General features: G+C 55.4%; 24 protein-coding genes. 6 read left to right on the top strand and 18 right to left on the bottom strand.

Annotation, left to right across the window (positions count from 1 at the left end; genetic code table 11):
- Positions 1-57 precede the first annotated feature (57 nt).
- The 3 genes from FDK21_RS15135 to FDK21_RS15125 are packed head-to-tail and all read right to left on the bottom strand — an operon-like array spanning position 58 to position 3088.
- Positions 58-1623: a tripartite tricarboxylate transporter permease gene (locus FDK21_RS15135; RefSeq protein ID WP_138149551.1), complete on the bottom strand. Its 1566-nt coding sequence runs from the start codon at positions 1621-1623 to the stop codon at positions 58-60.
- Complete coding sequence (locus FDK21_RS15130) at positions 1620-2090, bottom strand: tripartite tricarboxylate transporter TctB family protein (RefSeq protein WP_114010925.1); 471 nt, start codon at positions 2088-2090, stop codon at positions 1620-1622. Before FDK21_RS15130 ends, FDK21_RS15135 begins: the two co-directional genes overlap by 4 nt.
- A gap of 20 nt (positions 2091-2110) precedes the next feature.
- Entirely contained in the window at positions 2111-3088 is a 978-nt protein-coding gene (locus FDK21_RS15125; RefSeq protein ID WP_246657591.1) for a tripartite tricarboxylate transporter substrate binding protein, read from the bottom strand.
- Between the two features lie 132 nt (positions 3089-3220).
- Here FDK21_RS15125 and FDK21_RS15120 point away from each other — a divergent pair, with 132 nt between their 5' ends.
- Both FDK21_RS15120 and FDK21_RS15115 read left to right on the top strand, forming a co-directional pair.
- Complete coding sequence (locus FDK21_RS15120; RefSeq protein WP_171022112.1) at positions 3221-4003, top strand: FCD domain-containing protein; 783 nt, start codon at positions 3221-3223, stop codon at positions 4001-4003.
- Positions 3996-4655, top strand: a complete 660-nt coding sequence (locus tag FDK21_RS15115; protein WP_114010923.1) for an RraA family protein — start codon at positions 3996-3998, stop codon at positions 4653-4655. The genes FDK21_RS15120 and FDK21_RS15115 overlap by 8 nt, the downstream gene beginning before the upstream one ends.
- A gap of 206 nt (positions 4656-4861) precedes the next feature.
- Here FDK21_RS15115 and FDK21_RS15110 read toward each other — a convergent pair whose 3' ends face one another.
- Positions 4862-5755, bottom strand: coding sequence for a LysR family transcriptional regulator (locus tag FDK21_RS15110; RefSeq protein ID WP_138149841.1), 894 nt, complete (start codon positions 5753-5755; stop codon positions 4862-4864).
- 97 nt (positions 5756-5852) lie between these two features.
- On the opposite strand from FDK21_RS15110, the gene FDK21_RS15105 reads away from it, so the two are divergent.
- Positions 5853-6590, top strand: a complete 738-nt coding sequence (locus tag FDK21_RS15105) for an SDR family oxidoreductase (RefSeq protein WP_138149549.1) — start codon at positions 5853-5855, stop codon at positions 6588-6590.
- Between the two features lie 25 nt (positions 6591-6615).
- Positions 6616-6828 (top strand): 4-oxalocrotonate tautomerase family protein, encoded by a 213-nt coding sequence (locus FDK21_RS15100; protein ID WP_114010921.1) that lies wholly within the window; start codon positions 6616-6618, stop codon positions 6826-6828.
- 309 nt (positions 6829-7137) lie between these two features.
- On the opposite strand, the gene FDK21_RS15095 is transcribed toward FDK21_RS15100, so the two are convergent.
- The 7 genes from FDK21_RS15095 to FDK21_RS15065 form a co-directional block, all read right to left on the bottom strand.
- Positions 7138-8448 (bottom strand): extracellular solute-binding protein, encoded by a 1311-nt coding sequence (locus FDK21_RS15095; protein WP_138149547.1) that lies wholly within the window; start codon positions 8446-8448, stop codon positions 7138-7140.
- Between the two features lie 90 nt (positions 8449-8538).
- Positions 8539-9327 (bottom strand): carbohydrate ABC transporter permease, encoded by a 789-nt coding sequence (locus tag FDK21_RS15090; RefSeq protein ID WP_138149839.1) that lies wholly within the window; start codon positions 9325-9327, stop codon positions 8539-8541.
- Positions 9328-9396: 69 nt separating this feature from the next.
- Entirely contained in the window at positions 9397-10272 is an 876-nt protein-coding gene (locus FDK21_RS15085) for a sugar ABC transporter permease (protein ID WP_138149545.1), read from the bottom strand.
- Positions 10265-11371 carry a sn-glycerol-3-phosphate ABC transporter ATP-binding protein UgpC gene (ugpC, locus tag FDK21_RS15080; RefSeq protein ID WP_138149543.1) on the bottom strand — a complete coding sequence of 369 codons (1107 nt, stop codon included), beginning with the start codon at positions 11369-11371 and terminating at the stop codon, positions 10265-10267. Before ugpC ends, FDK21_RS15085 begins: the two co-directional genes overlap by 8 nt.
- Positions 11372-11455: 84 nt before the next feature.
- The gene (locus FDK21_RS15075; RefSeq protein WP_138149541.1) at positions 11456-12958 is read right to left on the bottom strand and encodes an alpha-N-arabinofuranosidase; all 1503 of its coding nucleotides are present in this window, start codon (positions 12956-12958) and stop codon (positions 11456-11458) included.
- Positions 12959-13081: 123 nt separating this feature from the next.
- Positions 13082-14011, bottom strand: coding sequence for a metalloregulator ArsR/SmtB family transcription factor (locus tag FDK21_RS15070; RefSeq protein ID WP_138149539.1), 930 nt, complete (start codon positions 14009-14011; stop codon positions 13082-13084).
- A gap of 254 nt (positions 14012-14265) precedes the next feature.
- Positions 14266-15219, bottom strand: coding sequence for a LysR family transcriptional regulator (locus FDK21_RS15065; protein WP_138149537.1), 954 nt, complete (start codon positions 15217-15219; stop codon positions 14266-14268).
- A gap of 225 nt (positions 15220-15444) precedes the next feature.
- Between FDK21_RS15065 and FDK21_RS15060 the strand changes: the two genes are divergently transcribed.
- Positions 15445-16308 carry an MBL fold metallo-hydrolase gene (locus FDK21_RS15060; protein ID WP_210238803.1) on the top strand — a complete coding sequence of 288 codons (864 nt, stop codon included), beginning with the start codon at positions 15445-15447 and terminating at the stop codon, positions 16306-16308.
- A gap of 112 nt (positions 16309-16420) precedes the next feature.
- On the opposite strand, the gene FDK21_RS15055 is transcribed toward FDK21_RS15060, so the two are convergent.
- Together FDK21_RS15055 and FDK21_RS15050 are read right to left on the bottom strand one after the other, a co-directional pair.
- Positions 16421-17110: an MOSC domain-containing protein gene (locus FDK21_RS15055; RefSeq protein ID WP_138149533.1), complete on the bottom strand. Its 690-nt coding sequence runs from the start codon at positions 17108-17110 to the stop codon at positions 16421-16423.
- A complete protein-coding gene (locus FDK21_RS15050) occupies positions 17110-17637 on the bottom strand; it encodes a MarR family transcriptional regulator (RefSeq protein WP_138149531.1) in 528 nt (175 codons plus the stop codon). Before FDK21_RS15050 ends, FDK21_RS15055 begins: the two co-directional genes overlap by 1 nt.
- Positions 17638-17758: 121 nt before the next feature.
- Between FDK21_RS15050 and FDK21_RS15045 the strand changes: the two genes are divergently transcribed.
- On the top strand, positions 17759-18505 hold the full coding sequence (locus FDK21_RS15045; RefSeq protein WP_138149529.1) for a hypothetical protein: 747 nt from the start codon (positions 17759-17761) through the stop codon (positions 18503-18505).
- Between the two features lie 287 nt (positions 18506-18792).
- Here FDK21_RS15045 and FDK21_RS15040 read toward each other — a convergent pair whose 3' ends face one another.
- The 5 genes from FDK21_RS15040 to FDK21_RS15020 form a co-directional block, all read right to left on the bottom strand.
- Entirely contained in the window at positions 18793-20256 is a 1464-nt protein-coding gene (locus FDK21_RS15040) for a pyridoxal-phosphate dependent enzyme (protein WP_138149527.1), read from the bottom strand.
- A gap of 12 nt (positions 20257-20268) precedes the next feature.
- Positions 20269-21204, bottom strand: a complete 936-nt coding sequence (locus FDK21_RS15035) for an N-carbamoyl-D-amino-acid hydrolase (protein WP_138149525.1) — start codon at positions 21202-21204, stop codon at positions 20269-20271.
- Positions 21205-21217: 13 nt separating this feature from the next.
- Positions 21218-22465, bottom strand: a complete 1248-nt coding sequence (locus FDK21_RS15030) for a Zn-dependent hydrolase (protein WP_138149523.1) — start codon at positions 22463-22465, stop codon at positions 21218-21220.
- A complete protein-coding gene (locus tag FDK21_RS15025) occupies positions 22462-23667 on the bottom strand; it encodes a diaminopropionate ammonia-lyase (protein WP_138149521.1) in 1206 nt (401 codons plus the stop codon). Before FDK21_RS15025 ends, FDK21_RS15030 begins: the two co-directional genes overlap by 4 nt.
- Before the next feature lie 133 nt (positions 23668-23800).
- Entirely contained in the window at positions 23801-24841 is a 1041-nt protein-coding gene (locus FDK21_RS15020; RefSeq protein ID WP_114010909.1) for a DctP family TRAP transporter solute-binding subunit, read from the bottom strand.
- Between the last annotated feature and the right edge of the window lie 3 nt (positions 24842-24844).

Here is a 24844-nt window from a genome sequence, read left to right as displayed (position 1 = left end):
TTTCCAGCATGACCGGAATGGGAGCTTTGCAGTCATGCGTATCAATCTGTTGTGACGTCAGGCGTCACCATTCTGTGTCCGTGCCACCTGTTCGGCCTCGGTCAGCAATTTCTGCCGTCTTTTGGCGGTTTCACCGGTCATCCAGCGTCGCGCACCATTAAGCACTGCCAGGGAGAAAATCCCGCAAATCAGGATGCCGAGCCCGCAGGCAATGGGGCGTTCGAAAAAGCCCATCAGATCACCATTGGCAATCTGCATCGACATAATGAAGTTGCGCTCCAGAACCGGGCCCAGAACCAGCCCCAAAATGACCGGAGCAATGGGAAAGCCGTTGCGTTCCATGAGATAACCGACGATCCCGGCAATCAGCATGATCCAGACACCGAACAGGGTGTTGTTGACGGCATAGGAGCCGAGAAAACAGCAGATCAGGATGATCGGGACGATCACCGAGCGCGGAATGCTCAGAACATGACGCGCCACCTTGATGGCAACGTAGCCGAGCGGGAAGAGCAACAGGTTGGCAACAAAGAAGGTCATGATGATGGCGGTCGGCATGGTCGGATTCTCGACAAACAGCCGAGGCCCGGGAGCAACCCCCTTCATGAACAGCACGCCAACCGCGATGGCGGTTACTGCATCACCGGGAATGCCGAACACCAGAGCAGGGATCCAGGCGCTTGACAGGCCTGCATTGTTGGAGGAAGTCGCCTCGATCAGACCCTCAGGATGGCCGGTGCCGAATTTCTCCGGCGTCTTGGAGAAGCGACGGCTCATGCCATAGGCAATCCAGGCAGCCAGATCGCCACCCACTCCGGGCAATGCGCCTACAGATGTGCCAAGGGCCGCCCCGCGCAGGGCCGAGAAGGGATATTTGCGCAACAATTGTCCGATGCCCTTGAAGGGGACAATGCGTCCCAGTTCCGGCATTTTCTGAGCCCCGGTTTTGCTGGTGGTGAAGCCGCGCAAAATCTCGGAAAAAGCAAACATGCCGATCATTACCGGAATGAAGGAGACGCCTCCCATCAGTTCGATCTGGCCAAAGGTGAAACGTGGGGCGCCGGTGGTCACATCCAGACCGACCGTTGCGATGAGAAGGCCGAACATCAGCGAGACGAAGCCGCGGGTGATGTTGCTGCCGCTAACCAGTGCACAGGTCAGAAGCCCCAGCACAGCCAGCCAGAAAAATTCAAAGCTTGAGAAATTCAGCGAGATCCGCGCCAGCATCGGCCCGATCAGCAACAGCACCGTCGCACCGATCAAACCGCCCATGGCAGAGAAGAAGAATCCCAGAGACAAAGCCTGACTGGCCTTGCCCTTCAATGTCATTTGATAAGATTCATCGGTATAGGCCGCCGAAGCCGGTGTGCCCGGAATGCGCAGCAGCGTGCCGGGAATGTCACCGGCAGATATCGCCATGGCAGTGCTTGAGACAATCAGCGAAATGGCCGGCAGCGGATCCATGTAAAAGGTGATGGGCACCAACAAAGCGGTGGACATGGTCGCCGTCAGGCCCGGCAGCGCACCAATGAAAAGGCCATAGATCGCCCCCAAGGTGATGGACAGCAGGACTGCAGGCTGCAGAACAATGCCCAGAGCGGAAGCGAGAATATCGAAACTCATGGCAAAAGCCCTCCCAGCAGACCGGCTGGCAGCGGTACAAGAAGGCCCTTGGAGAAGCCAAGATAAAGCGCTGCTACAACCAGAATCGAGACGATTGCGGTGGTTTTCGGCCGTGTTCCCATCAGGGTCATCAGCACAGACATGTAGATGACGCCAAGCAGAGGAAAGCCGATCTCTTCGAACAAAAGGCCACCAATCACGAGTCCTATCATGCTCCACAAGGCTGCAAGCTTGTGGCGTGCTGGCACTTGCCACTCGGACAGGTCGATCAAACCTTTTTGCGGCGACCAAACGCTGCCGATGGTGATGGCGAGGCCAAGCCCGATCAGACAGGCTCCGATCAGGGTCGGCATGAGGTCTGCGCCAAAACGCACACCGGGGACAGAGGGGAGCCCATAGGCTCCCCAGATCACCACCACTCCGAAGAGCAGCAATGCGGGTCCAATGACCCGGTCACTCATTCTCATGTGTCAGTCTCCACAGCGGCCTATTTGGCCAGGCCGACAGCTTTCATGGTTTCAGCAAGGCCCTTGTGAGCAGCCGTAACGGTTGCCTTGAAGCCTTCTGCATCCTGATAGGCGACGGAGAAACCGCGCGACTTCATGAAGTCCTTGAATTCGGCATTCTCGGTGATGTCTTTGAGCGCTACGGATAGCTCCTTGATGACGTCTGCGGGAATGCCATCAGGTGCAGCCAGTCCACGGAATGGCATCGGCGACCATTTGATGCCGAAGATTTCATCCGTGGTCGGAATGTCCGGGAACAGTTCACTGCGTTCACCGGAAATCAGTGCCACGGTCTTCACTTCACCTGCTTCGACCAGCGAGCGAGCTTCTGCCGGGGAGGTGGAGACCACGTCAATGGCACCAGCTGCGATCTGCTGCATGGCAGGAGCCGAACCGGCTGAGGCGACCCAGGTGCTGGCGTCGGGGCTGATGCCCAAAGTATTCAGCAGGCCAGCCCATGCCAGATGGGACAGGCCACCGCGGTTTGCGCCAGACGCCTTGATTTTGCCCGGTGTTGCCTTGACCGCTGCAATCAGCTCTTCAGCCGTGCCGAAATCAGCCTTGGTGGAGATGTTGATGCCAATTGCGTCAGCATTGTAGCGACCGATATAGTCATAATCACTTGGGGTTACGCCTGGCAGCCCCTGGCTTTCATACATGGTGCTTTCAATGGTGATCACACCCAGTGTGTAGCCATCAGGCTTGGCGTTGGCGAGTGCGGCATGGCCGACAAGGCCACCGCCGCCAGTGCGGTTGACGACGTTGAAAGGTTGGCCGAAATGCTCTTGCAGATTGGCTGCAACCATGCGGGCCGTAGCGTCGGTGCCACCACCGGCCGACCAAGGCACGATGATCGTGACCGCACGCTCAGGCCAAGCTGCGGACGCAGCGCCAGCCAGAGTGCAAAGAGCGATAGCAGCGACGGATGTGGACATGATCCGCTTGAATTGTGGGCTCATCTAAGTAACCTCCCTGAATGATCCTCCTATGCTTGCCGCAGTGACAGGGCGGCAGGCATGAAATACTCTTGACTTATGACTTATGTCATGAGTATTGTCAACCGAAACCATATGACGGGAATGAAACAAACAATGGCTGGCACATCGCAAACACAGGAAATGGTTCAGACCCAACTCAAGCGTGGTCGATTGCATTCCGTGGTCTCTTCGGTTTTGGAAAGCCGGATCTTGAACGGTGAGTTGAAGATCGGTGACAGACTTGAATCGGAAAGTGCCATTGCAAAGGAATTTGGCGTCTCCACCAGAGCTGTCCGCGAAGCGGTTCAGGAGCTTGAAGTCAAGGGTCTGGTGCAGCGCCGTCATGGCGAACGCACCGAGATCGTGCGCGATGATGTGAACAATTATCTGGAAACGCTGGCGGTTTCCGTCCGGCAGCAATTCTATTCCGACTCCAACTATCTGCTGCAATTGATGGCGGTGCGCCGGATGATCGAATCCGAGACGCTGGAAATCCTGAATGGCATGGAAAAGCCGGATTTCTCGAAGGTCGAAGATGCACTCAAAGCCATGAAGACCGCGCGTGACGATGAGGACTTTCCGGCCTTTGTCGATGCCGATGTGGCCTTTCACCTGGCGCTGGTCCACGCGACAGAAAACCAGATCCTGATGCGGATCTACGACAATTTTTCGGGCTTGATCAATGATGTCATTCACGTGACGAGCCGCGTGCCGATCAAATCCCTCAGCACCGCTTATCAAGAGCATGCCGAGATTTTTGAGAGCATTCGCAACCGGGAGACCGCCGCTGCAGTCTTGCGGGTACGGACGCAAATCGACACCAGTGCTAATTATCTACGTCAAGCCATTGAAAAATCGAACATGAAGCAAGCCAAGAAAGAGGATCAAGATGGCTGATTTCGATTATTCAGACACCGATTGGGAGGCCATTGAGCGTCTGAAGAAATGGTATTCGGGTGACATCCATGACAGCATGGAAGCCCTCGGACTTTGGGGATGTCTGGAAGGCATTTCCCTGCTCGGTGCTCTGGCACCTGGCGATGTGGTGTGCGGTCCGGCCGTCACCGTGCAATTTGCCCCAAGTGATCGCAAAGGCGAACCGCAAGACGTTTATCACAATGCCATCGACAATGTGCCGCAAGGCGGCATCCTTGTCTGCGAAGCCTCCTGTGCGCCGGGGTCCTGTTCTGGCGAATTGATGAGCACGGGTGCCAAAACCGCCGGCGCGGCTGCGACGATTGTCAATGGCACCGTCCGCGATCTGGCGCAGGTGCGCAGCCTTGGCTATCCGTTGTTCGGCACCGCCCCCAGCCCGATTGGCGTGACGGGCAAGAAGGAGCCGGTCGAAAGCCAGGTTCCCGTCAAGATCGGCAAGGCAACGGTTGCCCCCGGCGATGTTATTTTTGGGGATATTGACGGCGTCGTCGTCATTCCCAAAGCCCATGTGAAAGCCGTCGCTGATCAGGCCGATGCCCTTGGTAAAGAGGAAGCCGCCGCTCGCGACCGCATCCTGTCTGGCGAAAAACTTCAACAGGTCTGGCCAACCTGATCCAACTATCTGCTCGAATGCCCGGATGTGCCCAAGCTCTCCCAAGACAGGCTTTGGCTCATCCGGGTTTCTTTTTGTCTCGTTGCGAACGCCTCAAAAGCCTTGCTGCAGGCGTGAATGGATTCAAACTGCGGATTGGCAAACTATCAAAGATGCTCTGACCCTGAAGCTCGGATAGAGGCCCAATTGGAAATAACGGTTGGCGTTCAAAGGGCGGCGTCTTCAAATATGTCGATCACCCAATCCAGAAATACCCGCACTCTGGGGGAAAGCTGTCGATTTTGTGGATAGTAGGCTGCAAGAGATAAGGGCGGGGGTGGTGCCTTGGCCAAGACTTCCACCAAACGCCCAGAGTCAAGATCTTCCAGAAAGCGATATTTTGGCGCTTGCGCGAGGCCAAATCCCTCTCGTGCCAAGTGGTGCACGGTGTCAGCGTCATTGGTCGTCACCGTTGCAGGCAAGGGGATTTCTTCAAACTGCCTCCCGACCTTGAATTCAAGCGGCATAACCGCGCCGGTGCGTGACGATAAAAAACCAACCATTCGATGACCTTCGAGATCTTCGACGGATTTTGGTGTGCCGAACGTTTCAAGATAGGCGGGACTGGCGCAGGTGATCTCCGGAATGCTGGCAAGCCTTCGCATCACCATGGAGCTGTCCTCCGGCTCTCCGGCGCGGATGACACAATCCACGCCTTCACGCACCAGATCGACCAGTCGCTCCGTCTGGCCAAGTTGCAGCGAGATTTTGGGATATCGGGTGAGAAAGGTCGACAGCTGTGGCAACAGAAAGGCCCGTGTCAGTGTGCCGGGGGCATCTATGCGCAAAAGGCCGGAAGGTTGATGGCCTCGCAACGCCCCTTCTGCTTCCTCCAGATCCGCCAAAATCGTCAGACAGCGTTGGTAGTAGGCCGCACCATCGGGGGTTGCCGCGATGTGTCTCGTGGTGCGTTCGAGCAGGCGACTTTCCAAATCGCGCTCCAGCCTTTGGATGGCTTCGCTTGCTGTTGAGCGGGGAATGCCCAGATCAGTCGCTGCTTTTGTGAAGCTTCCGCGCTCAAGCACACGGACGAACAGGCGCATCGTATCAAGGCGGTCCATCATTTGTTCGTAATTTCCGAATTATATAACCGAATTTTGCATGATTATCTGGATTCTATGTTGGTTTATCTCTTGTGTAAACACAAAGGAGACCGACATGAAACAGCCATCCAAAAGCGCAATTGTGACAGGTGCGAGCAAGGGGATCGGCGCCGCCATCGCGCTACGCCTTGCAAAGGACGGTCATAAAATTCTAGTCAATTATGCGCGTGATGAAGCAGGCGCAAACCTGATTGCCGAAAGGATCAAAGATGCGGGTGGTCAAGCCATTGCCGTCCAAGGGGATGTTGCCGATCCAACCTGCATGGCGGCTCTGTTCGATGTCGCAGAGCGAGACTATGGGACCGTTGGTGTCCTGGTGAACAATGCCGGCATCATGCGCCTCGGTCCGATCAACAGCGCCACAGACACAGACTTTGAAGCGCAATGCGCCATCAATTTGGGCGGCGTGTTCAGGGGGATGCGGGAGGCGGCCAATCGCATGGGGGAGGGCGGTGCCATCGTCAGCTTGTCCTCCAGCGTCGTTGGCCTCTACCAGCCCGCATATGGCATCTATGCCGCAACCAAAGCCGCTGTCGAGGCCATGACCCATGTGTTGGCGAGGGAACTTGGCCCGCGCGGCATCACGGTCAATGCGGTGGCCCCTGGCCCGGTGGAAACCGAACTTTTCTTGGCCGGAAAACCCGAAGCACTGGTCAGGAATATCAAGGATATGAACCCATTTGGGCGCCTCGGATCGCCGGAAGACATCGCGGCCGCTGTGGCCTTTTTGGCCAGCTCTGATGGCCGCTGGGTTAGTGGACAAACTCTTCGCGCCAACGGCGGTCTCGTCTAACCCTTACTCAAAAAAGGAAAATCCAATGCCATTTGCAAACTACAAATTGCCACAAGACGCACTTTCCTCGGCACAGAAGGAAGATCTGATCCACAAGACAACCGAACTCATGGTCAGCTTCTTTGGAGAGGTCTCTCGTCCGAACACTATGGTCCTTGTTGAAGAAGTCAAGGATGGTGGCTATGGACGGGCTGACGAGGTTTTTGTGATGCCAGATGCGTATCGCGCCAAGTCCTAAATTAAGTTTCGCAATCGGCAGCGGCACCCGCCGCTGCCCTTTGTTGTATATCGCCCTTGGGCCCCTTTTCGGTTGACCGTTGCCAGCCATTCAGGCGGGGAATGCATAGTCTGACCGATGAACTGGCCGCTCCTCGCAGTCATGATGACTGGCGGCAAAACGGCCGACGGTCTGGTGGCGCACTGCTGCTGAACCGTTTCAAAGGTGCAAGAGACGTGGGCGCGGTCAAAGGCTATGTGCGAAGATGGGAGGCAGGCCGGAAAGGTTGGAAATCAGGCCTGCCATCTGGCCATATCAAACAGCTCGAATTCAGATATTCTCGAGCAGATCGTTGACGCGCGCCTGAGCGGATTCCAATGCTTCATCAACGGTTTTATCGCCATTCACAGCAGCAGCAAGCTCGTTGCCAATGATGTCCTGAATGGCAAACTGACGCAGCACTTCCTGAGGCAGGGATTGCCCGATTTTGGCAATTTTCGCGATATTGTCGCGATGCGGCAGGGATTTGAATTCGTCCATTTCAAACACCGACTTGACCGCCGGAAGGTGGCCGGTGCGTGCCCACTGGAAGTTATTTTCCTTCAGGAATTTGAACAGCTTGCCGATTGCTTCCATTTTTTCGTCGTCACGATCACCACGGGGTACCACCCAGCCATGACCATCCGCATAGGTGCTGTCCTTTGCGGCGTAGAATTGTGGAACCGGATAAACCGTGTAGCCACCAGACAGTGCATTGCCTTCTTCCTTGGATTGGGCGTCGAAGTCACCAATCAACCAGGTGCCGTTGACTGCAATACCGCCTTTGCCGCTGGAAAAGCCGGATACCGCTGCCGAATAATCCATATCGAGGGTGCTGAGACCTTCATCATGGATTTTTTTCATGAATTCAGCAGAAGCCTTGGCTTCTGGTGTCATGAGGTTGATCTTTGTTGGATCGGAGAAGAAATCCGATTTCTGCTGTTGCAGAAGCGTGTAGAAGATCCGCGAATAGGCCGACGTTTCGTTGGCATAGATCTGCACCAGATAAGGCTTGCCGGTGGCTTCCTTGAATTTCTTGCCGATTTCAAACAGTTCATCTGGGGAATTGGGCAGAACCGGCGTGCCGTCAGCGTTGACCAGGCCTGCTTCCTTCATCAGGTTCAGGTTGACATGGAACAGCATGGTCCAGTTATCAAACGGTAGGCCATAGACTTTGCCTTCCTTGGTCACACCACCAAGACCAGCGTCGGTAAAGTCGGCAGGGTTGAGGTCTTGCGATGTCAGAACATCATCAAGCGGGATCAACAGACCGCGGGACGAATAGTCCGAAATGACCGAATAGTGCATGGAAACAACATCCGGTGCAGCGTTGGAGGCCAGCTGTGCGTTCAACTGGTCATAGCCGGGCCATTCCACAGTGGTGACATTGACATCGATGCCCGGATTCTCGGCTTCAAACTTATTGACCAGCGCGGTGATGATGCCGCATTCGCCAACAGCCTTGGACACGTCGGTGACATTGCCATAGTCCGCGTCACACGCACCGAAGAAGCGCTGAAGCTCGATAGTCGTATCAGCCCATACAGGCGATGACATGCTCATCAAAGCAGCCGACGCCGTTGCCAGAAGTATGCGTTTCATTTCTCACTCCCTAGTTTGGGGTCCCCCCCGTTAGATGCAGCCTGCCGAAACTCTCCCAGATATCCGACTGCGGCAAAATTGGCTCGCCGCCTATTTGACGGCGCCTCCCGATACAGCGGTCACAATGTGACGCTGGAAAAAGATGTAGACGACCACCACAGGCAGCGAGGCAAAGACCGCCTGCGCCGCAAGGAAACCAAGCCCCTCGCTTTGAGCGAAGTTGGTCTGCGTTGACGCAATGCCGATGGTCAGCGTGAACATTTCCTTTTTGGTCGCTGAAATCAGCGGCCACCAGTAATCGTTCCAGGCAAGCAGGAAGGTGAAAATCCCCAATGTCGCCTGTGCAGGAATGGTCAGCGGCAACAGTACGCGCCAGAAAATCCGGAAGCGCGGTGTGTTGTCGAGCAAAGCTGCTTCGTCAATCTCCTTGGGGATCGCCCGGAAGAACTGGGTCATCAAAAACACCCCAAAGGCCGACGACATGCCGGGCAGCATCAGTCCCAGATAGCTGTTGTGCATGTTGAGCCAGCTGAACATCTGGTGGCGGGCGATGATCACAGCCTGCTCGGGCACAGCAAGGCCGAACAGCACGATGACGAACAGCGTCTTGCGAAATGGAAACTCAAGTCGTGCAAAGGCATAGCCAGCCAGCGAGGACAACGTCAACACCCCAAGCGTCTGCCCGATGGCAACAATTGTGGAATTGAGAAGCCAGCGGAAGACAAGGCTCGAATGGAACAGGTTGCCATAATTCTCGAGCGTGTAGGGGGAGGAGAAAACCGCATCGGTGCCGCGCATCAGAAGCGTGTTGTCCTTGAGCGACAGTCCCAGGATCCAGAGCACCGGCGCGATCATCACCACAGCAAAGGCGCAGGCCATCCAGAACAGTTTGCGGTTGGCGGTCAGCCCTTCGGGCGAGTAGCTATCCTGTTTCTTGCGAGCCATGGATCACGCCTCCTCCTTGTTCGAGGTCACCCAATATTGGACCATTGCAGCAACAAGGATGATGAGGAACAGCACCTCTGACGCCGCTGCACCCTTGCCCACATCCCAGCGGACGAAGCCGGTCTCATAAATATACATCACGATTGGACGCGATGTGCCTGCCGGGCCGCCATTGGTCATCAACTGAGCCTGCCCGAAGAGCTGGAACTGCATGACAATCTGGATGATGGCCACGAGAATGATGGTTGACTTGATCGAGGGGAACGTAACGCGGGTGAAAGTCCGCCAGCGGCTTGCACTATCAAGGGCTGCTGCCTCATACAGATCATTCGGGATTTGCTGCAAAGCCGCTAGGAAAAGCATCATCGGTAAACCAAGGCACCACCAGACGGTTGCCACCCCGACGGAGAATAGTGACCAGCCTTTGGCGGACAGGAAGCCGATCTGCTGCCAGCCCATCGCGTCGAACAGGATGGCCAGAAGGCCATCACCGGGAATGAAGACAAACCGCCAGATCAGCGTCACGATGGTGACCGACAGGATGGAAGATGAGAAGAACAGGCCGCGCATGAAGGACGAGGCACGGCTTGTCTTGTTGAGTGCCAAAGCCAGAAATAACCCAAGTGCAACAAGGGTCGGTACAGAAACCAGCACAAAGACAATTGTGTTCCAGACCGCCTGAGCGAAGACCGGATCGTTGAACACCCGGACGTAGTTTTTCAAACCGATGAAACGGGCTCCACCAAACAGGTCCACCTTGTTCAGCGACAGCCAAACGCCCCAGCATAGTGGAAAGACCAGCAGCGACACGAAGACCGTCAGATAGGGAAGAACAAACAAAGCGTTCGACCAGTGCGATCTGCGATAGGATTCAGCCATTGGCTTCCTCCTCGGTGTGATAGGCCTTGCCGGTGCCGTCAAAGACATGCAACGCGGTTTCATCCAATCCCACCTGAACGACCTCACCAGCCGATACCATCGAGCGACCGCTATCCTCGACAATCAGCTCAAGCCCGTTGCTCAGCGTGCCGTAAAGCAGGGTGCGCTCTCCCAACCGTTCGACGACAGTCACAGTCAGCGGATAACCAGTCTGTCCCGCTTCCAGCACATGAGTGTCTTCAGAGCGCACACCGACCGCGGCTCCATCAAGATTGAAATCGGCAGGCAGGCGCATACTGGCCTTTACGGCCCCAAGACCTTCGACATCGAGTGTGACCACATTGTTCTTGGGGCTGTAGCCCTTCACCGGCAGAATCGACATTGCGGGAGACCCGACGAAACTGGCAACAAACCGTGTGGCAGGGCGCTGATAGATTTCCATCGGCGTCCCAATCTGCTCGATTTTCTTGTCGTGCATGACGACGATCCGGTGTGCCAGTGTCATGGCCTCGACCTGATCGTGGGTAACGAAAATCATTGTCGAGCCAAGCCGCTGATGCAGCTGGGCCAGTTCAAGCCGGGTGCGGCTGCGCAGGGCCGCATCTAGATTGGAGAGCGGCTCATCGAACAGAAAGGCCTTGGGTTCCTTGACGATGGCACGTCCGATGGCAACGCGCTGTCTCTGCCCGCCTGAGAGTTTCGCAGGCTTGCGGTCCAGCAAATGGGCAATCTCAAGGGTCTCTGCAGCCTCTTTCACCCTGATATCGATTTCGGACTTGGGAATCTTGATATTTTCAAGCCCGAACGCCATATTTTGCGCCACCGTCATATGCGGATAAAGCGCATAGGTCTGGAACACCATCGCCACCCCGCGTTTGCCCGGTGGCAAGGTGTCGATGCGTTCTTCGCCGATCGAGATTGACCCGTTGTCAACCGACTCCAGTCCGGCAATCATCCGTAGAAGGGTCGATTTCCCGCACCCGGACGGGCCGAGGAACACAACGAACTCTCCCGCCTTGATCTGTAGCGAGATATTGTCGAGGACAGTGAGGGCACCATAGGCCTTGGAGATGTTGGTGATGTCGATCGTGGCAGACATGAGACTCTCTTTGTTCCGAAGCATTCGAAGAGGGGGAGGGGGCATCAAAAGCGGAGAGAGGCCGTAAAGCGGCCCGGGCTGCCCTTATCGTAGCCGGATCATTCGGTAACTCAGCGGTGCCACTTTTGCGGTCAGCTTGCCATCGGCGACAGCGGCGCCGCTGCCATCAGCCAATGTCACTGTTTCGGCATCCGGGCCATTGACGGCATCAAGAGCGTGCCCAACCATCTCCTTGTCCATGATCACCGAGCCATGCTCGAACCCTTGCAGCGACAGATCGAGAGAAATCGCTTCGCTTTCATGACGGTTGACGAGAAAGAAGGTGAGCGCTCCATCCTGTGAAAGCACCCCGGAAACATCGAGGTAGGGAACGCTGTTGGCGAAATCCGTATCATACCCCTCGCACTGAACCGCAAGATTGAGCGCTGTGCCACGGCCATATTGTGACGCCAGCATATAGGGATAGAAGATTGTCTGACGCCATGCCGGGCCACCTTCGAGCGTCATGATTGGTGCGATCACATTGACCAGTTGAGCAAGACACCCTACCTTGACCACATCGGAACGGCGGATGAAGGTGTTCAGGATGCAGCCCACCTGCAACACATCGGCAAAGTCATAAATATCCTCGAGCAGTGCCGGTGCATGGGGCCAGCCTTCCTGCCCTTCAAGGATCGCCTTGTCCTGTTCGCTGGAGTGATACCAGACATTCCACTCATCAAAAGAGATATAGACATCCTTTTTGGAGCGCTTCTTGGTCTTGATGGCTTTGATGACGCTTGCAATGGTCTCGATATAGGCATCGAGCTGCGCCGATTTGGCGAGATAGTTGGTTATGTCTTTTTCATAATTGGTGAAATACATATGCAGCGAAATGTAATCGACGCTGTCATAGGTGTGATCCAGAACGGTATATTCCCACTGCGGGTAGGTCGCCATATTGGGCGAGGAAGAGCCACAGACGACCAGCTCAATATTTTTATCAAATGCGCGCATCGCCTTGGCGGCTTCAAAGGCGGTGCGGCCATATTCGTCCGCAGTCTTCTGACCAATCTGCCAAGGGCCGTCCATTTCGTTGCCAAGGCACCAGAGCTTGACGTTCCATGGCTCATCGCGGCCATTCTTCTTGCGAAGATCCGACCAATAGGAGCCACCGGGATGGTTGACATATTCAAGGAAGGCACGGGCTTCATCCAGACCACGGGAGCCAAGATTGACCGCGAGCATCATTTCCGTATTGGCCTTGTCGGCCCAATCTGCAAATTCGTGAATGCCGATCTGGTTGCTCTCGGAGGTGTGCCACGCCAGATCCAGCCGCACAGGGCGATCTTCACGTGGGCCGATGCCGTCTTCCCAATTGTAGGCTGAAACGAAATTGCCACCCGGGTAGCGGACCACAGGAACATCGATTTCCTTGATCAGCTCGATGACATCTTCGCGGAAGCCGTTCTCGTCTGCGCTTGGATGCCCCGGCTCATAAATCCCCGTGTAAACCGCCCGACCCAGATGCTCGATAAAAGAGCCATATAGGCGCGGATCAATTTTTGAGATAGTATAGTCCTTATGCGCCGTGACAGTTGCACGCATGGCCCGCCTCCCTATTTATATCATAAAACGTGATATATTTCCGTTTTTATGATAGTAACTTGAGACCCATAAAGGCGTCAACAAAGCTTTTGAGGGAAATTCATATCCGATTTTCTGATATTTTTAAGTCTTTAGGCGCAAAACAATATCCTGATCGTAGTTGCCGAATCCCCGACCAAAAATATTGATCCCGCCAGGATATTCTGCGCGATCGGGCACCGAAAACTTCACCCGGATGGAGCGATGGTCGTCCAGCTCAAGCGCGCTGAGCGTGACATCCGAGATCCGCATGCCATCAACAAATGTGCCATCTGGTGTCACGCGAAAGCTCTTCAAATGACCATATTGCGAGCCAGCCAACTTCCACCATTCGGGTGTGAATTTGCCGCGCTGATCACCGTAATCCCCGGGCGCAGTCCACACCGCGATTACTTGATCATTGATTGACACATTGATATCGGACGGCCAGTTCTCTGCGGTGCCGGGGACTTCAGAGGACAGCTCAACCAGCAGCTCCAGTTCCTTGACTTCGCGGGCTGCGATCCGCGCATTGTTGGGAAACTGATAAGAGACATAGCCCCGTGTAAACCAAAGAAGCCCGGCTTTCATGCGTTCGGGAGAATGGAAGGTGTCGGGGCTATCAAGATAGCCAATGATGCCTTCAAGGGAGCACAGTCCGCAGGGCGCACTGGTGTCGCAGCCCGAATAAAGCCCGATGGGCATCGCCACTTCAATGAGGTCTTTGTCGGTTTGCTTGGCTTCCTTGAATGACAGCACCACTTCATCATAGGCCGCGCGGCAAATTTTCTGACTGCCTTTGCGCGCCTTTCTGTTGTCGGTCTCAATGAGACCGGTCTTTTCCAGCATGTTGATGTGGGTGGATGCTGACGATTGTGGTAATCCCAGAAATTCTGCAATGTCATTGACATTCATAGGACCGCGCTCGTGCAACAAAGTCAGGATAGACAAGCGTGCTGGCGCGGAAAGGCCCTTGAGTATGTCGGTTCCATCTTCGGGTGTAATCAGCATGAATTTTTTGCTCTCTTGCCGCATGATATCTCCCTCCCTTGTTATCTTGATATATATCAGAATTTATAATTCGTCCATGCGGCGAGGCACATTCTTGGCCATTCATGCCGACTGTAACCCTTGTTCATATCAGGTTTCCTGAAATGTTGTTTCGGAGCCAACGCCATGAAGGGCGTCGAGAGGGACGAATGGCAGCAAAGAGCTTTATATCCCGGGGAACGTCTTGCGGCGTTCACCAAGCACCAAGGCCAATGGAAAGGGGTGGTTTTGACCTCTGATTACCCATGAATGGAGGTCTTCTGGTTTGAAAATTCCCGTTGCACGGATTTGGGGATCTGAATTCCGGGGGTGGCAATCATCTTTTGAAGGAGGCTTTGCAGGAACACTTTCATACGAAGAGTGTTGCTCTCATGATGGGGGTAGACCAGAAACAGATCTTGAGTCAGCGGGCTGTAGTCGGGTAACACCAATTCCAGTTTTCCTTGCTCGATGGCATCGGCAACCATGAAGTAGGGCGCTTTTGCATAACCCATTCCATTTTCAAGCGCCTGAAAAACCAATGCAGGAAGCTGCGCGGTCAGATTGCTTTTGATTGGAACATGAGTGATTTCGCCAGCATGGTTTAGTGGTATCGACAGCATGTCATCGTTAGCGCAATATTGTATATAGTTCAGGGATTGCAGGTCCTTCGGATCTCGTGGCCGAATCAGTTCATCCAGATATGCGGGCTTGGCAACCAGAACGGATCGTAATGAGCCGATGCGCCGCCCGACGACATTTTCCTTGCCCATTGTGCCGGATCGAACTGCAAGATCAAATTTTTCGGCAACCAGATCAACCACCCTGTCTTCCGGCGAGAGAATAATCTTCAGGTCTGGATATTTGGCCTGCAAATCATTGAGGACATCCAGCATCACGAACTGTGAGATCCCCACATTGGTTGTGACCTTGATCTGACCAGTCACGCCGTCAGAGAAGCGGGACAGGTCTTCTTCCAGTTCTCGATGCTCCTTGAGGATTGTGTTGACCCGATCAAAGAATAGTGTGCCGGCATTGGTCAAGCTCACGCCGTTTCTTGCGCGGTGCAACAGCTTGGTCGCATAGGCTGCCTCCAGCGCCGAAATTTGCTGACTGATTGCAGGTTGGCTGATCTGCTGTTGACGAGCTGCCCCGGTCAGGGAGCCGGTTTCAACTGCCGCAATGAAGCTTTCGAAGAATTTGAGCTTATCCATAAGAAATTCTTATGTTTGGTAAAAGAAATGGTGGTCTACGCTTGTGTGATGTTTGGAATATATAAATGAAGCAATAGAAATTCAAACTGAGATAAGGATTTCCTTATGAAAATGACGAGACGACACTTGCTTCGCGGAATGATTGCTGCGCCCGTTTTGTCTCTGCCCGCTCTTCATCTTTCCTCTCCCGTGTTCGCGGCATCGGTTCAGCCTGTGAAACAGCAAGTGCCTGGCTTTTATCGGTTCTGGGTGGGTGATTTTGAAGTCACGGCCTTGTTGGATGGCTACACGACCCTTCCCACCGGCTTCATCAATGGATATGACGAAACACTCGCACGAAGCGCTTCCAGTCGTGCCTATAAACCCTTTAGCCCAGTTGGTATCCCGGTGCCGATCAATGGCTATGTCGTGAATACCGGTCGCCAATTGGTTCTGATTGATGCGGGGTCACCAAAGGCGGCAGGCGCAGGGATGGGCAATCTGACCAGTAACCTCAAAGCAGCAGGAATCGATCCTGACGCCATCGATGTGGTGCTCTTTACGCATCTGCATATTGATCATGTTGGCGAGCTGAGCGATGCAGCCGGAAATCGCACCTTCACCAACGCCACCTTGATGACAGCAGAAGCCGAGTGGGAATTCACACATGATGATGCTGTTTATCGGGCTCTACCGGAGAATTTCCGCCCCTATGTCGACATCTCCCGCCAAATAGTGGCACCCTATGCCAGTGAGCGACAGGTTTTCACCGGTGAAGTTGACGTCGTGCCCGGAATTACGTCGATCCCGCTGCCCGGTCATACACCTGGCCATACTGGATTTGCTCTGCATTCCAACAATGAGAGTCTTCTGATCTGGGGCGATATCGTCCATCTGTCTGGCTTGCAGTTCGCTTATCCAGATTGGGGAGTGGTTTTCGATGCGGACCCTGAACTGGCCAAAAGGACGCGCCGTGCAATGTTTGATCGGGCGAGCACCGATCGAATGGCCGTCGCTGGAATGCATATCGATTTCCCCGGTATCGGTTATATCGAACGCACCCAACAGGCCTTCCGCTATGTCTCCGCACCGTGGCAAACGGCGCGTTGATGTCTTGAACCAGACAGACAGCCCATCAGCGATGGACCCTCTGCCGCTGATGGGAAACAGGCAGTGCCACGCGCCTTCTTTCCCCGAAATCCGTCCCGCAACCTCCGTGTCGCTAACCTTCCAGCCGTGTGCGGGTATCTTCTTGTCTGTTGCCTGTTGCCATCTTTGCAAAGGCCTTGCGCCAACCGTCCGCCAACACGGAAAGCTCGGCAAGGTGTCCGGCATCATCCTTGTTCACTGTGCGTTTCAAGCGGGCATCGGTGACGAACTTGACGCTCCATTTCGGCTCTGGCCGTTCGATCAGCGTTATGCTGTCACCGACTCCGGCAGACCCGGTTTCGAGCACCCGATAATACCAGCCCGTTCTTCCTGTCGTCTGAAACAGAAAAGCCATTTGGCGATTTCCCGTATGCATGTTGAGTTTCCAGCATGGCTGGCGGCCCTGACTGATCTGAACCACTGCGGTTCCCAACTGCAAAATGTCGCCGATGCACAGGGTGTCCTCTGTCATCCCGACAGTGGAAATATTCTCACCGAAGGCACCCGCTGACGTTTCGGGCGGCACGGCAGATTCGCCGATCCAGCTTGCATAATGATCAAACGCATAATGATGGATGGCCTTGTCGGCGCCGCCGTGAACTGCAAGGTCGGCCTGTGCATCGTCGATAAAGCCGGTTGGGCCGATCTCCCGACGCCCCGTTGCGCGCACTTTCGCAATGGCAGAGGGCGCACGGCCGTCCCACAGCGTCTGAACGGCTCCCAGAAAAAGCCCTTCGATTGTACTTTCCAGCAATGGTGTCATTATCCATAGTCCTGTTCAAAGCAGATTTGAGTGCATTCTTGCTCTTTCAGATCGATCTTCAGCAGCTTGCAATAACCGCCAGCCTCCCGCGGTTCATGATACTTGCAGCTTTTGCATAACCCGAATGTTCGGCCTTCGCTCAAGGCGAGACTCTCACGCAACAGCGTCATCAATCCGTTTTGTAGGCTTTGCTCCGTGCGCTGATCCATCGATGTCACCGCCTGTTGCAGGCGGGTTGACTGCCTCAGGGTCTCATGTCCGCGAGGGGTTACATCAAAGCTGATTGCCCGCCTGTCATGCTCAGACCGCAACTCGCGAACATAGCCCTTTTCGGCCAGTGACTTCAGGGATTGGGAAACCGTGCCGCGTGTCGAGCCGAGATAGTCTGCGACATGAGATGGGCTGCGCGAGAAGCGGTTGGCACGCGCAAGGTAACTCAAGATGCTGCGCTGTGTCGGGTTGAGATCACCAGCCCAGGCACCGGCCGCATCAAGGCGGGCCAGACGATCAATAAGGTCATGAATCATGTTCGCTCTCCATTGCATATTAATAGCGAGTCAAAATTATTATTGCAATTCATTTTCGCTTTCGATATGTAGTGACTCGCTATCTTAATAATAGCGAATCGCTATCAAATAGGGGATCATCATGATTAAGACAATTCTGACAGCAAGCCTGCTTGCCGCTACCAGTCCACTTGCAATGGCGGCTGATGGCCATCACCATGACATCAGATCCGAAGTCGACAGCAGCAAGGTTGCGGATTTCGATATTGTTGCCGCCAAGGTCAAGCTGAATGGCCGTTTTGCGACTTTCCGGATGTCGACCGCTGGCAAGGCGGGCGCTTCGACCCCGCCGGCGATCGGCAACGGCGCTCCCGGTGCTGCAATCTGGGCCTATGTTTGGCCAACGACACTCGACCCTTCTGCTGTCGGGTTTGGTGAGAAAACCGGCATTCTTGCATTGGCTGCAACCAGCCATCCGGATTTTGACGATACACCATTGCAGGATGAGAATGTCGATGGGGATACGGGCAATGACGGTGGCCAATGGCATAGCCACTGGGTTGTTTTGACCCCCGATGACAGATGCGGCCCCGGCGCGCTCTCGGTGCGGGATGTCCCCGAAGGCACCAGCCCAGTCATGCCAGCCACCTGGCCCGGTGTTCCCTTCTATCTTGACAGTCCGGGTTTTACGCCCGTCTTTGATGGTGCTTCTATTGAGGTCAATGTTGTTCTGGCCAATGCGGACATCCATGCGCTTCACGAGGCCCAATATGACGGGGTGACCACCGCCCTGCGGGTCAATGCCAATTTCCACGCACCGCATGTCTGTGTCGAGAATGTCTTTGACATTGCATCAGGTGACCTCAGCCTTCCCGGCAAAGTCCACTAACAGTCGGAGGGGCTGCGGTTTCGTTGCCCCTCTCTTCTCCTGCGGCACCAATTCCGACTTCAAAATTAAATCATTAAGACACGCGTCTCATCGAAAAAACAGATGTGCGTTGTGACCACATGGATGTGTCTTGGGAGGAAATGACCAAGTTCGATAGCCATTTCAAAATGACCGATGCCGACGTCACTCGTGATGCCATATCTTGTCTCCGGAAAGGTGCTGCTGGCATGCAGAATGTCGGTCCATGATCTAATTTTGCATCGCCGTTCTCAGGCAAAGCGACCAACCTAGAAGGCCTTGATCAGCGCGTCCCACCGGGGCAGATCATCAACCAATTGATCCCAGAAGGATTGATCACGGCGGCTGTCGAAGTCGGCAACAGAAACACCCTGTTGCTCAACCCAGGTATAATAGCCAAGATTGAAGATCCGCTCTTTGTCCAGACGGGACAGTTCCATCATATTGTCGGTGGAGGCGCCGAGCATCTGGGTGCCGAAGGCTTGCGCTGCGACGATGGTGTCGAAGCGATTGCCGAAATATTTCTGCAAGGCCTTTGGTTGCTCGGTGGAATACATGTCCGCGCCATCGGTCGCCAAGGTGATCACAACGTCATCAGACCCGAGCTTCTGATATTTTGCCAGCTTGATGGCCCCCAGAATGTTGGCAATCGAGGAGAGGCCGAAATTGGACAAGGTTTCGATCAAATCGGTTTCCAGCCCGCGATAGTCTTTGAGGTAGGCCTGACCTTCGGGCCGGTTGAAGACCAGATTGAGCGCATCAGGACCAGCTTCAGACAGGGCGATGACATAGTCGGTATTCATCACATTGTGAATGAGTGGGACATGCTTGTCGCCAATGCCCTGAATGTTATGCTCGCCATAGCCGTTGAGCAGTAGGGTAGGGCATTCCAGCGCCTCGACCACGGCAATGTCGGTGCCATAGGTCTGCTTGAGGTGGTCGCCTGCTGCCAAGGTGCCTGAGGATCCCGAGGCCGAGACGAAACCAGCCAGCTTCATCTTGCCTTCGCCCTTCAGGCTTTCAAAGATCTTTGCCAGAGCAGCCCCGGTGACCGCGCGATGGACCGCGTAATTGGCAAACTCGGCAAACTGGTTGAGGATGACATTTTCCGGCTGTTGGCTGAGTGTGTGGCAGGCGTCATAGATTTCCTTGACGTTGCTTTCGGTGCCGGGGGTGCGGACAATGTCATTGGGGCTAAGGGTCCAGGATTCCAGCCAGTTGAAGCGCTCCTGGCTCATGCCCTCGGGCAGAACCGCCACGCCGTGGCATTCAAGAATGCGGGAAATGGCGACGCCGCCGCGACAATAGTTGCCCGTGGATGGCCAGACAGCCCGGTTTGAATAGGGGTTGAAATTGCCCGATACCAGTCGCTGGACGAGGCAGGCATAGGCTGGCAGCACCTTGTGGGCATGGATCATCGGGAAGCGATTGCCCAAGGCCACAACGATTTTTGCCTCCACGCCGGTCAGCTCAGAAGGCAGGACGATATGCTCGGGCACATCAACAAGCCCTGTGCGGCTTGCATCATTGTGCCAGTGCACCCGCAAGAGGTTGCGGGGATCTGCCGTGTCCGGGTCTACCTGTGCCATGTCAGTGGCCAGTGCGGAGAAGGCCGGAACCGGATCTGCCAATTCTGCGAAGAGCGGCAGGCGGATATTGTAGTTTTGAAAGGCCTCACGCACCGGCTTGAGGGCTTCTTCATTGATGATGTCTGGTTTGAAGACGAAGGTCATATCCTGCTGCCCTTATTGTTTCGGCCCGGTTTCCTTTGGGGCTGTGATGGGTGCGTAATTGTCCGGCTCGCGATAGCGGCGGAAGTCAAAAATTTTCTTGCGGATTTCATCGCAGCGATCAAGGTCACAGTCGGCAATAACCAACTCATCGCCGACGCCTTCGGCCTTGGCCACGATCGTGCCGGTCGGATCGATGATACAGGATCCGCCGATCAGGTCGCAGCCTTCTTCGATGCCCGCCTTGGCGACGCCCACCACCCAGGTGCCATTCTGATAGGCTCCTGCCTGAAGCACCAGATGATTATGAAAATCCTGCAGATGGTCATGTTCCGGGGCAGGGGGATAGTGGCGTGGCGTATTATAGCCGATCAGCACGACTTCTGCGCCTTTCAGCCCCAACACACGGAAGGTTTCGGGCCAGCGACGGTCATTGCAAATGGCCATGCCCACCTTGCCGCCAAAGGCATCAAAGATTTGGAAGCCCATATCGCCCGATTCAAAATAGCGTCTTTCCAGATGCTGGAAAGGCCGCCATGGTTCATTCTCTTCATGGCCCGGCAAATGGATTTTGCGGTATTTTCCGACAATCTCGCCCTGTTGGTCCACCAGAATGGTGGTGTTGAAATGCCGGTCGCCTTCTTCTCCCGGCACACGCTCTGCATAGCCGAGATAGAATCCCATCGAGAGTTCCTTGGCGGCATCAAACAGCGGCTGGGTTTCGGCGCTTGGCATTTCGGTCTCGAAAAAGGCATCGACCTCAGTCTGGTCTTCCAGATACCAGCGCGGAAAGAAGGTGGTCAGGGCCAGTTCGGGAAAGACAATCAGTTCAACGCCTTTCGCCTTGGCTTCATGCATCAGGATCAAACAGCGTTTGACAACGGCGCTGCGCGGTTCATCTCGGGCGATCGGGCCCAATTGGGCGGCGGCAATCTTGATGGGACGAGACATTCAATTGATCCTTCTATTCTTCTTCGGCCTTGGAAAGCACCGCTTGCAGCAGCACATTGGCACCCGCCTGCAATTGATCCGGTGTCGTATATTCTTTGATATTGTGGCTGATGCCGCCAACGGAGGGCACAAAGATCATCGCCGTTGGGCAATCGGGCGCAAACATCTGCGCGTCATGCCCAGCACCTGAGGCCATGCGCCGGACGGAATAGCCCTGATCCTTGGCCATGCTTTCGATCAGATTGACCATGCTGTCATCGAAAATGACCGGTTCGAACCGGGCCAATGTGCGTGACGTGATCTCCACGCCTTCGCTCTCTGCGATCGTCTCTATTTTGTCCGTCAGGCTTTTCTCGGCTGCTTGCAGTTTGGCTTCGTCAATGTTGCGCAGGTCGACTGTCAAGCGTGCCTTGCGGGCGATGACATTGACGAGATTGGGGTCCAGTTCGGTGACGCCGACGGTGGCGACTTGATCCTCGCCGGTCTCGCCCGCGACAATGCGTGCGGCGACAGATATGCTGGCGGCGGCAAAGCCCGCATCATGGCGCAGACGCATCGGGGTGGTACCCGCATGGTTGGAGATGCCGGTGACGGTATATTCGGTCCAGCTGATGCCTTGCACACCGGTCACGGCACCGATTTCTAGCCCTTCTTCCTCAAGAACCGGGCCTTGCTCCACATGCAGTTCAAAGAAGCAGTGGGGCTTGATATGTCCCGGTTCGACCTCGCCTGCATAGCCGATGCGGGCCAATTCATCGCCGACCACGAGGCCCTCGGCATCCGCTATCGCCAAGGCTTCGTCGAGCGGCAGGCTGCCGCGATCCACGGCACTGCCCATCATGTCGGGCGCAAAGCGCGAGCCCTCTTCATTGGTAAAGGCTGCTACGACAATGGGGCGGCGGGGCACATAGCCGCTGTCTCTGAGGACCGAAATCACTTCCAGCCCGACCAAGACGCCAAGATTGCCATCATAGAGCCCGCCGGTTGCGACCGTGTCGATATGAGAGCCGATGACGACAGGGGGTAGATCTTCCTGTCCGGGCAACAGGGCCATCATATTGCCGATCTTGTCGATGGAGACCTCAAGGCCCAGTTCACGCATCCATCCAGAAACCCGATCCCGGCCGAGCTTGTCGGTGTCGCTGAGCGCCAGTCGACATACGCCTCCGCCCTCCAGAGCCCCATCCTGTCCCAGCGCTTTTAAGCGGGATAGAAGGCGATCAAGGTTGATGCGCATATTGCTAAATTCAGCTTGTGTCATTGTGCCAAAATCTCCGCGGCAGAGTGTCCGACGATGGTCTTGTAATTGTCCGGATCGGTGTCGCCTTCACTGCCGATGACGAAAATCCGGCTGTCTGGCCCAAGGCCAAGGCGGGCTCGCATGTCTTTGTCCTGCGCACAGGCGATGAAACCAGCAAGGCCCGATATGCCGGTTTCCCCGGCCACGATGGGGCGGGCGTCGGATCCCTTCTCTGCCAAATAGGTCATCAGGATGGGGACCGCTTCGTCGGTGATGGTGACCATGTGGTCGGCACCGGTTTGCAGAATTTGCCAGGCAATCATCGAAACCTCGCCGCAAGCCAGCCCTGCCATGTCGGAATCGATGTCGCCTGTTACGGCCACAGGCTTGCCTGCGACAAGGCTCTCAAACCAGCAGGCACATTGATCCGGCTCGACAATCACCGTGACAGGGCGCTCCGTGCCATAGGCTTGCCAGAAGCGGGCTGCACTGGCCGATGCCAGACCGCCGACCCCGGCTTGCAAGAAAAGATGCGTGATGGGTGGTTGGTCCTTGAGCTGCTCCAAAGCCTCGTCAACGGCCAGCATGTAACCTTGGGTGACGTCGCGCGGGGCCGCCGCTGCATCCTCGTTCAAACTGTCTGCAGTGTCTGGAATGACATGCCAGCCTTCTTTTTGTGCTGTCACGGAAGCCAGACGAACCGCGTCATCAAAACTGCCATCCACTTCGCGGATTTCGGCGCCATAGGCGGCGATGGCATTTTTGCGCTGCTCACTGACCGAGGCGCAAACAAAAATCACGCATCGACAGCCATACATCCGTGCGCCCCAAGCGACAGAGCGGCCATGATTGCCGTCGGTGGCGGCTGTCACCGTCATCTCGGCTGCATGGGCCTTTGCCTTATCAGAAAATAAGTCGAGCGGCTGCTGTCCTGTCTTGTTGGCGATGGTGCGTGCCAGACAGCGGCTGACGGCATAGGCACCGCCCAAGGGTTTGAAACTGCCAAGGCCAAAGCGGGTGGATTCGTCCTTGAAATAGATGCTGCCAACATTGAGCTCGTCTGCCAGATTGGACAGGCTTTTGAGTTCGGTTGGCGCGTAGCCCTGCCAGCCATGAATGACGCTGCGGGCCGTGGCCAGACCATCCGCTTCAAACGGCATGGATGGCAATTGCCGGGCAGCGCTGGGGTTGCTTGCGGCTCTTTTGAGGTGAATGGAAGGCATGATGGGGTCCGAGGGTTTGGTCGGTTCTTTTGATTTTGGCCCGGCGTCGGATGCAAAGTGCAAAAAGCAGAAAAACCGGTGGGGGAGGGTGAGACGGCCGACTGATGCCCGCCGTCTCGCGTCTTAGATAGGATTATTTTACGTTTTCGATCTCAGCCAACATGGCTTCGAGCATGGCGGTGCCTTCTGCGCCAAATTTTTCTTCGATCAGCTTGCGCACGGCAGGCTGGGCTGCTTCAGCAAATTTGGCTGCTTCTGCTGGGGAGACCGCATTGACTTCCATTTTCTCGGCCAGCTTTGGCAGGCCCTTGCTGGAGGCTTCGATGATGCGGGAGGTGCCGCGGCCTGCTTCGGTTGCCACTTCCGTTGCCCAATCAACAATCGCTTTGTGTTCAGGCTTCAGATTTGCGTAGAATTCGCCATTCATGAACCACAGATATGGGGTGATGACATGGTTGGTGATGGAGAGATATTTCTGGACTTCGTCAAATTTGGCGAAGGCGATGACCGGAATCGGGTTCATCTGACCGTCAGCGACGCCGGTTTGCAGGGCGGTATAGACTTCGGCCCAAGGCAGAGGGGTTGCCTGACCGCCAAGGGAGTCAATCATCGCCTGATGGGTTGGCAGGGTCATGGTGCGGATGCGCAGACCTTCCATGTCGGCGACGGTCTTGATTGGCTTCTTGGAATTGGTGAAGGCAAAGAAGCCGCCTGAATCCAGCATGGAGAGGGTTTTCAGGCCGGTCTTGGCGTCGAGATCGGCTGCAAATTTCTTGCCGAAGTCACTCTGCAGCGACATAACCTTGTTGGAAACGGCAATGTTGGGGAAGGCGAACGGGATGTCGAAGACACCAACCAGCGGATAATGCTGGGCCACGCCACCGGCGGACGAGATGCAGCTCTCGACAATGCCATCGCGCACCTGCTGGATCACTTCATTGTCTTTGCCCAGCTGGCCGTTGGGGAAGAGTTTGACTTCGATCTCGCCACCCGATGCGGTCTCTACCAGAGACTTGAAGACAGCGGTCATGGCACCGGAATGGCTTTCGGTCGGATCAGCCGGATTAAGATGGCCGATGCGGATGGTGACGTCGGCGGCCAGTGAAGAGGAAACCATCAGGCCCAATGCTGCGGCACCCAGGGTGAGCGACTTAAGGGAAGGAAGGAAAGTCATTGC

The sequence above is a fragment of the Cohaesibacter sp. CAU 1516 genome, assembly GCF_005771485.1.
In the GTDB taxonomy this organism is placed as follows: Bacteria; Pseudomonadota; Alphaproteobacteria; order Rhizobiales; family Cohaesibacteraceae; genus Cohaesibacter; species Cohaesibacter intestini.
The sequence above is the reverse complement of the archived record's forward strand: the minus strand, read 5'-3'. Positions and strand labels throughout refer to the sequence as shown.

What these genes read in the sequence shown, in the direction of transcription:
- FDK21_RS15135 (WP_138149551.1), bottom strand. Translation starts at nt 1,623, where the DNA reads ATGAGTTTCGATATTCTCGCTTCCGCTCTGGGCATTGTTCTGCAGCCT.
- FDK21_RS15130 (WP_114010925.1), bottom strand. Translation starts at nt 2,090, where the DNA reads ATGAGAATGAGTGACCGGGTCATTGGACCCGCATTGCTGCTCTTCGGA.
- FDK21_RS15125 (WP_246657591.1), bottom strand. Translation starts at nt 3,088, where the DNA reads ATGAGCCCACAATTCAAGCGGATCATGTCCACATCCGTCGCTGCTATC.
- FDK21_RS15120 (WP_171022112.1), top strand. Translation starts at nt 3,221, where the DNA reads ATGGCTGGCACATCGCAAACACAGGAAATGGTTCAGACCCAACTCAAG.
- FDK21_RS15115 (WP_114010923.1), top strand. Translation starts at nt 3,996, where the DNA reads ATGGCTGATTTCGATTATTCAGACACCGATTGGGAGGCCATTGAGCGT.
- FDK21_RS15110 (WP_138149841.1), bottom strand. Translation starts at nt 5,755, where the DNA reads ATGGACCGCCTTGATACGATGCGCCTGTTCGTCCGTGTGCTTGAGCGC.
- FDK21_RS15105 (WP_138149549.1), top strand. Translation starts at nt 5,853, where the DNA reads ATGAAACAGCCATCCAAAAGCGCAATTGTGACAGGTGCGAGCAAGGGG.
- FDK21_RS15100 (WP_114010921.1), top strand. Translation starts at nt 6,616, where the DNA reads ATGCCATTTGCAAACTACAAATTGCCACAAGACGCACTTTCCTCGGCA.
- FDK21_RS15095 (WP_138149547.1), bottom strand. Translation starts at nt 8,448, where the DNA reads ATGAAACGCATACTTCTGGCAACGGCGTCGGCTGCTTTGATGAGCATG.
- FDK21_RS15090 (WP_138149839.1), bottom strand. Translation starts at nt 9,327, where the DNA reads ATGGCCTGCGCCTTTGCTGTGGTGATGATCGCGCCGGTGCTCTGGATC.
- FDK21_RS15085 (WP_138149545.1), bottom strand. Translation starts at nt 10,272, where the DNA reads ATGGCTGAATCCTATCGCAGATCGCACTGGTCGAACGCTTTGTTTGTT.
- ugpC (WP_138149543.1), bottom strand. Translation starts at nt 11,371, where the DNA reads ATGTCTGCCACGATCGACATCACCAACATCTCCAAGGCCTATGGTGCC.
- FDK21_RS15075 (WP_138149541.1), bottom strand. Translation starts at nt 12,958, where the DNA reads ATGCGTGCAACTGTCACGGCGCATAAGGACTATACTATCTCAAAAATT.
- FDK21_RS15070 (WP_138149539.1), bottom strand. Translation starts at nt 14,011, where the DNA reads ATGCGGCAAGAGAGCAAAAAATTCATGCTGATTACACCCGAAGATGGA.
- FDK21_RS15065 (WP_138149537.1), bottom strand. Translation starts at nt 15,219, where the DNA reads ATGGATAAGCTCAAATTCTTCGAAAGCTTCATTGCGGCAGTTGAAACC.
- FDK21_RS15055 (WP_138149533.1), bottom strand. Translation starts at nt 17,110, where the DNA reads ATGACACCATTGCTGGAAAGTACAATCGAAGGGCTTTTTCTGGGAGCC.
- FDK21_RS15050 (WP_138149531.1), bottom strand. Translation starts at nt 17,637, where the DNA reads ATGATTCATGACCTTATTGATCGTCTGGCCCGCCTTGATGCGGCCGGT.
- FDK21_RS15045 (WP_138149529.1), top strand. Translation starts at nt 17,759, where the DNA reads ATGATTAAGACAATTCTGACAGCAAGCCTGCTTGCCGCTACCAGTCCA.
- FDK21_RS15040 (WP_138149527.1), bottom strand. Translation starts at nt 20,256, where the DNA reads ATGACCTTCGTCTTCAAACCAGACATCATCAATGAAGAAGCCCTCAAG.
- FDK21_RS15035 (WP_138149525.1), bottom strand. Translation starts at nt 21,204, where the DNA reads ATGTCTCGTCCCATCAAGATTGCCGCCGCCCAATTGGGCCCGATCGCC.
- FDK21_RS15030 (WP_138149523.1), bottom strand. Translation starts at nt 22,465, where the DNA reads ATGACACAAGCTGAATTTAGCAATATGCGCATCAACCTTGATCGCCTT.
- FDK21_RS15025 (WP_138149521.1), bottom strand. Translation starts at nt 23,667, where the DNA reads ATGCCTTCCATTCACCTCAAAAGAGCCGCAAGCAACCCCAGCGCTGCC.
- FDK21_RS15020 (WP_114010909.1), bottom strand. Translation starts at nt 24,841, where the DNA reads ATGACTTTCCTTCCTTCCCTTAAGTCGCTCACCCTGGGTGCCGCAGCA.